The sequence below is a fragment of the Kitasatospora saccharophila genome, from assembly GCF_039529925.1.
In the GTDB taxonomy this organism is placed as follows: domain Bacteria; phylum Actinomycetota; class Actinomycetes; order Streptomycetales; family Streptomycetaceae; genus Kitasatospora; species Kitasatospora saccharophila.
On record NZ_BAAANS010000035.1, the window covers coordinates 84,774 to 91,162 of the forward strand.

General features: G+C 74.5%; 5 protein-coding genes. All 5 read left to right on the forward strand.

What is annotated here, in order from left to right:
• The first annotated feature begins 7 nt into the window (after positions 1-7).
• Positions 8-1,126 (forward strand): nicotinate-nucleotide--dimethylbenzimidazole phosphoribosyltransferase, encoded by a 1,119-nt coding sequence (locus tag ABD345_RS24530; protein ID WP_344554750.1) that lies wholly within the window; start codon positions 8-10, stop codon positions 1,124-1,126.
• A gap of 257 nt (positions 1,127-1,383) precedes the next feature.
• Positions 1,384-2,124: an adenosylcobinamide-GDP ribazoletransferase gene (locus ABD345_RS24535; RefSeq protein WP_344554751.1), complete on the forward strand. Its 741-nt coding sequence runs from the start codon at positions 1,384-1,386 to the stop codon at positions 2,122-2,124.
• A 224-nt stretch (positions 2,125-2,348) separates the two neighbouring features.
• Positions 2,349-3,845 carry a leucyl aminopeptidase gene (locus ABD345_RS24540; RefSeq protein WP_344554752.1) on the forward strand — a complete coding sequence of 499 codons (1,497 nt, stop codon included), beginning with the start codon at positions 2,349-2,351 and terminating at the stop codon, positions 3,843-3,845.
• Between the two features lie 391 nt (positions 3,846-4,236).
• Positions 4,237-5,643, forward strand: a complete 1,407-nt coding sequence (gene lpdA, locus ABD345_RS24545) for a dihydrolipoyl dehydrogenase (RefSeq protein WP_344554753.1) — start codon at positions 4,237-4,239, stop codon at positions 5,641-5,643.
• Between the two features lie 58 nt (positions 5,644-5,701).
• Positions 5,702-6,389 (forward strand): biotin/lipoyl-containing protein (locus tag ABD345_RS24550; RefSeq protein ID WP_344554754.1); only part of this gene is annotated, 688 nt, incomplete at its 3' end.

Genomic DNA, 6,389 nt, shown 5'->3' on the forward strand with positions numbered 1-6,389 from the left:
CCGAGCGATGGACACCACCGTGGATCTCGACACTTTCTCCTCGCTCGTCGAACGGCCCGACGAGGGTGCGCGGCGCGGCGCCGAGGAGCGCTGGCAGCAACTCGCCGTGCCGCGCGGCGGCCTGGGCCGGCTCCAGGAGCTGGGTTCCTGGCTGGCGTCCGCCCGGGGCGAGGCGCCGGCCCGCCCGCTGACCGGTGCCCGGGTGCTGCTGTTCGCCGCCGACCACGGCGTCGCCTCGCTCGGCGTCTCCACCCTGGAGCCGCGCGGCGGGACCGCCGACCGGGTCCGGGCCGTGCTGGACGGCACCGCGCCGGTCGCGGTGCTGGCCCGCCGCTACGGCGCGGACGTCCGGGTGGTCGACGTCGCCGTGGACGCCGACCCGAACGAGTTCCCCGAGGAGGTCGTCCGCCACCGGGTGCGCCGCGGCTCCGGACGGATCGACGTCGAGGACGCGCTGAGCGCCGAGGACGCCGCCCGGGCGTTCCGGGCCGGCATGGCGGTGGCCGACGAGGAGGCCGACGCCGGTACCGACCTGGTGCTGCTCGGCGACCTCGGGGTCGGCTCCACCACGGTGGCCGCCGTGCTGATCGGCGCGCTGTGCGGCACCGACGCCGCCGCCGTCACCGGCCGCGGCTCGGGCGTCGACGACCGCACCTGGATGGTCAAGTGCGCCACCGTCCGGGACGCGCTGCGCCGGGCCCGCCCGGTGCTGGGCGACCAGCTCGCGCTGCTCGCCACCTCGGGCGGCGCCGACTTCGCCGCGATCACCGGCTTCCTGCTGCAGGCCGCCGTCCGCAAGCTCCCGGTCGTCCTGGACGGGGTGGTCTCGGCCGCCTGCGCGCTGGTCGCCCAGCGGATCGCCTTCCGCGCCCCCGAGTGGTGGCGGGCGGCCGCGCTCACCGGCGAGCCCGCCCAGGCCAAGGCGTACGACCGGCTGACCCTGACCCCGCTGCAGGACGCGGGCGTCACCATGGGCGAGGGCGTCGGCGCGGTGCTGGCCCTCCCGTTGCTGCAGGCCGCCGGCGACACCCTCGCCGAACCGGCCGCCGTGCCGAGCGCCAAGCCGCTCCCGCCGCGGGCGCCGGCCAAGCTGCCGACGGCGGCGGACCTGCTCGACCGCTACTGACTCCGTCGGTGCGCGGAATGAACGACGAGCACGCACAGCCGGGGGCCGCCGGGGAGCGGGAAGGGCTCTCGGCGCAGGGCTCGGCGTCGGCGACTTCCGGCCCCGCGCGGTTCCCCGCGCCCCTGGCGGGGCGGGGTACGGGCGACGGGCACGGACAGCCACAGACCGAAGACGCGGAAGGGCTCTCGGCGCAGGGCTCGGCGTCGGCGACTTCCGGCCCCGCGCGGTTCCCCGCACCCCTGGCGGGGTTCGGGTGGGTGGGGGCCGGGCTGCGGTTCGGGTTCGGGACGTTGACGGTGCTGCGGGTGCGGGTGCACCGGTGGGACCGGGCCGCGGGCGGGGCGGCGATGGTGCTGGCCCCGCTGGTGGGGCTGGTCGTGGGGGTGTCGGCCGGGGCCGCGGGGGCGCTGGTGGCGTGGCGCGGCGGGGGGTTGCTGGGCGGGGTGGCCGCGGTGGCGGCGGGGGCGCTGCTGACCCGGGGGCTGCACCTGGACGGGGTGGCGGACGTCGCGGACGGGCTGGGCAGCGGGAAGCCGGCCGGGGACGCGTTGCGGATCATGAAGCAGTCGGACATCGGCCCGTTCGGCGTGCTGACGCTGGTGCTGCTGGTGCTGGCTCAGATCGCGGCGCTGGCCGGGCAGTTCGCGGTGTCGCCGGTCCGCGGGGCGCTGGCGGCGGCGGTGGCCGCGACCGCGGGGCGGGCGGCGCTGGCCTGGGGGTGCCTGCGGTCGGTGCCGGCGGCCCGGCCGGGCGGGCTGGGGGCGGTGGTGGCGGCCACCGTGCGTCCGGCGGCGGCGGTGGCGGTGACGCTGCTGGTGGCCGGCGCGGCGGCGGCGGTGCGCTGGCAGGCGGGGGTCGCGGTGCTGTGCGGGGTGCTGGCCGCGGGCGTGCTGCTGCGACGGTGCGTGCGCCGGTTCGGCGGAGTGACCGGGGACGTGCTGGGCGCGCTGGTGGAGACGGCGGCGACGGCGGCGCTGGTGGCGACCGCCCTGGTGTGAGGGCGCGTCAACTCCCGTCACGTGCACGAACTCACGCACCGTCACGGGCGGCGGCGGTTCGTGCACGGGGCAGGCGGGGGGGCGCGATCCCAGCATGCGGACTACCATGCGGTGAGCACCCTGGCCCTGTGCCCCGTTTCGCCGCGGAGTCTGCCTGGTGTTTTGCCGGTCGGCAACGGAGCCGTCACCGGCTGTGGACCGCGAAAGAACAGGACGCATTTGTCGTGACTGCACTGTCTGTGAGCACCTCTTCCGCCGTGAGCCTGCGGGCCGACGCCGTGGTGGTCGGTGTGGCGAAGGGCCCCAAGGGCCTGGTCGTCGCCCCGGGCGCCGAGGCGGTCGTCGAGGCGTTCGAGGGCAAGCTGGCCGAGGTCCTCACCACCCTGGGTGCCACCGGCGCCGAGGGTGAGGCGGTCAAGCTCCCCGCTCCGGCCGGGGCCAAGGCGCCGCTGGTGCTGGCCGTCGGCCTGGGCGCGGCCCCCGAGGGCGCGTTCGGCGCCGAGGAGCTGCGCCGGGCGGCCGGTGTCGCCGCCCGCACGCTGGCCGGGACGAAGAAGGTCGCGCTGGCCCTGCCCGCGACCGCGGCCGACGAGGTCGAGGCGGTCGCGCTGGGCGGCCTGCTCGGCGCGTACTCCTTCGGCAGCTACAAGGGCGAGGTGGCCAAGGCCCCGGTCGCCGAGCTGGTCGTGCTGGTGGAGCGCAAGGGCTCGAAGGACGCCAAGACCGCCGTGGAGCGCGCCGCGGCGATCGGCGAGGAGATGAACCGGGCCCGCGACCTGATCAACACCGCCCCGAACGACCTGAACCCGAAGTCCTTCGCCGCGATCGCGCAGGCGGCGGGCAAGGAGCACGGCCTGAAGGTCGAGGTGCTGGACGAGAAGGCGCTGGCCAAGGGCGGCTTCGGCGGCATCCTGGGCGTGGGCGTCGGCTCGGCGAACCCGCCCCGGCTGGTGAAGGTGGCGTACACCCACCCGAAGGCGAAGGCCTCGCTGGCCTTCGTCGGCAAGGGCATCACCTACGACTCGGGCGGCATCTCGCTGAAGCCGGCCGGCCACAACGAGACCATGAAGTGCGACATGTCGGGCGCCGCCGCGGTGTTCGCCGCCGTGGTCGCCGCCAAGCGGCTCGGCCTGCAGGTCAACGTGACGGCGTGGCTGGCGCTGGCGGAGAACATGCCCTCCGGCTCGGCGACCCGTCCGGGCGACGTGCTGCGGATGTACGGCGGCAAGACCGTCGAGGTGCTGAACACCGACGCCGAGGGCCGGCTGGTGCTGGCCGACGCGATCGTCCGGGCCGGCGAGGAGCAGCCGGACGTGATCGTCGACGTGGCGACCCTGACCGGCGCGATGGTGCTGGCGCTGGGCACCCGCACCTTCGGCGTGATGGCCAACGACGAGGCGCTGCGCACCCGCCTGCACGAGACCGCGGGCGCGGTGGGCGAGGCGTCCTGGCCGATGCCGCTGCCGGCCGACCTGCGCAAGGGCATGGTCGAGTCGACCGTCGCGGACCTGGCGAACATGGGCGAGCGGATGGGCGGCGGCCTGGTGGCCGGCCTGTTCCTGCAGGAGTTCGTCGCCGAGGGCCTCTCCTGGGCGCACCTGGACATCGCCGGTCCGGCGTTCAACGAGGGCGGCCCGCACGGCTACACCCCCAAGGGCGGCACCGCCAGCGCGGTGCGCACCCTGGTCCGCTTCGCGGAGGACACCGCCGCGGGCAAGTGACCCCGGGCCCCTGAGCCCGGGCGCGTGACCCTGAGCGAGGGGTCCGGCACCGACCGGTGCCGGACCCCTCGCGCACTACCAGCGGGTAGCGGTCGACGCCAATTCGAGGGTGTGTTCGCCTCCGGCGAAAATTGATTCCGCAGGGCGGAACAGGGCCGGTGAAGACCCCCGGACGGAGTACCTCCGGTTGCCGATTTCCCGGCCGTGAGCTGCGACGATACCTCCGAGAACGGGTCATACCGCCGCCGCGCGGGCCGCACCGGGTGCGCCTCGGGGCACCCGCCGACGCCACCTGCCGCCAACAAGTGCAAAGATGTATTTCCGGCACGACTGGGCGCCTTACGAGGGCACTCACCCACCGGACCGCGACCGGCCCGGCGATCCGCACCTTTTGCATGGAGGACGTGACGTGGCGAACGACGCCAGCACCGTTTTCGACGTAGTCATTCTCGGAGGCGGAAGCGGCGGTTACGCCGCGGCGCTCCGTGGCGCCCAGCTCGGCCTGAGCGTCGCGCTGATCGAGAAGGGCGAGCTGGGCGGCACCTGCCTCCACCGCGGCTGCATCCCGACCAAGGCGCTGCTGCACGCCGCCGAGGTCGCCGACGAGACCAAGGAAGCCGCCGAGTTCGGCGTCCTCGCCACCTTCCAGGGCATCGACATCAACGGCGTCCACAAGTACAAGGACGACGTCGTCGCCGGCCTGTACAAGGGTCTGCAGGGCCTGGTCGCCTCGCGCAAGGTCACCTTCATCCAGGGCGAGGGCAAGCTCTCCTCGCAGACCTCGGTGGACGTCAACGGCCAGCGCATCGAGGGCCGCCACATCGTCCTGGCCACCGGCTCCGTGCCGCGCTCGATCCCGGGCCTGGACATCGACGGCAACCGGATCATCTCCTCCGACCACGCGCTGAAGCTCGACTACATCCCGAAGTCGGCGATCATCCTCGGCGGCGGCGTCATCGGCTGCGAGTTCGCCTCGGTCTGGAAGTCCTTCGGCGTCGACGTCACCATCGTCGAGGGCCTCCCCCACCTGGTGCCGCTGGAGGACGAGAACTCCTCCAAGCTGCTGGAGCGCGCCTTCCGCAAGCGCGGCATCAAGTTCGAGCTGAAGTCCCGCTTCTCCGGCGTGGAGTACACCGAGAACGGCGTCCGGGTCTCCACCGAGAACGGCAAGTCCATCGAGGCCGACGTGCTGCTGGTCGCGATCGGCCGCGGCCCGGTCTCGGCCGGCCTGGGCTACGAGGAGCAGGGCGTCGCGATGGACCGCGGCTACGTCCTGGTCGACGAGTACCTGCGCACCAACGTGCCGTCCATCTCCGCCGTCGGCGACCTGGTCCCGACCCTGCAGCTGGCCCACGTCGGCTTCGCCGAGGGCATCCTCGTCGCCGAGCGGATCGCCGGCCTCAAGGTCGTCCCGATCGACTACGACGGCATCCCGCGGGTGACCTACTCCAACCCGGAGGTCGCCTCCGTCGGCCTGACCGAGGCCAAGGCCGTCGAGCAGTACGGCAAGGAGAAGGTCGTCACCCTCAAGTACAACCTGGCCGGCAACGGCAAGAGCAAGATCCTCAAGACCGCCGGCGAGATCAAGCTGGTCCAGGTCAAGGACGGCGCCGTCGTGGGTGTCCACATGGTCGGCGCCCGCATGGGCGAGCAGGTCGGCGAGGCCCAGCTGATCTACAACTGGGAGGCCCTGCCCGCCGAGGTCGCGCAGCTCATCCACGCGCACCCGAGCCAGTCCGAGGCCCTCGGCGAGGCCCACCTCGCGCTGGCCGGCAAGCCGCTGCACGCGCACGACTGATCGCGCCCCCGTCCCCGTTCATTCCTGTACGCAAGACTTGATAGGAGTCGCTGGAACCATGGCGGTCTCAGTAACACTGCCCGCGCTGGGCGAGAGCGTGACCGAAGGCACCGTCACCCGTTGGCTGAAGGCCGAGGGTGAGCGCGTGGAGATCGACGAGCCGCTGCTCGAGGTCTCCACCGACAAGGTCGACACCGAGATCCCGGCGCCGGCCTCCGGCATCCTGGCCTCGATCAAGGTCGGCGAGGACGAGACCGTCGAGGTGGGCGCCGAGCTGGCGATCATCGACGACGGCTCCGGCGCCCCCGCCGCCGCCCCCGCCCCCGCCGCCGAGGCTGCTCCGGCCGCCGCGCCGGCCGCTCCGGCCGCCGAGGAGGCCCCCGCGGCCGCCGCCCCGGCCGCCGAGGCCCCGGCCGCCCCCGCCGCCGCTCCGGCCGGCGACGCCACCCCGGTGCTGCTGCCCGCGCTGGGCGAGAGCGTGACCGAAGGCACCGTCACCCGTTGGCTGAAGGCCGAGGGCGACACCGTCGAGGTCGACGAGCCGCTGCTCGAGGTCTCCACCGACAAGGTCGACACCGAGATCCCCTCCCCCGTGGCGGGCACCCTGGTGAAGATCCTGGTCGGCGAGGACGAGACCGTCGAGGTGGGCGCCGAGCTCGCGCTGATCGGCGCCGCGGGCGCGGTCGCCGCCGTCCGGGCCGCCTACGCGGCCCCGGCCGCCCCGGCCGCCCCGGCCCCGGCCCCGG

What these genes read in the sequence shown, in the direction of transcription:
- ABD345_RS24530 (WP_344554750.1), top strand. Translation starts at nt 8, where the DNA reads ATGGACACCACCGTGGATCTCGACACTTTCTCCTCGCTCGTCGAACGG.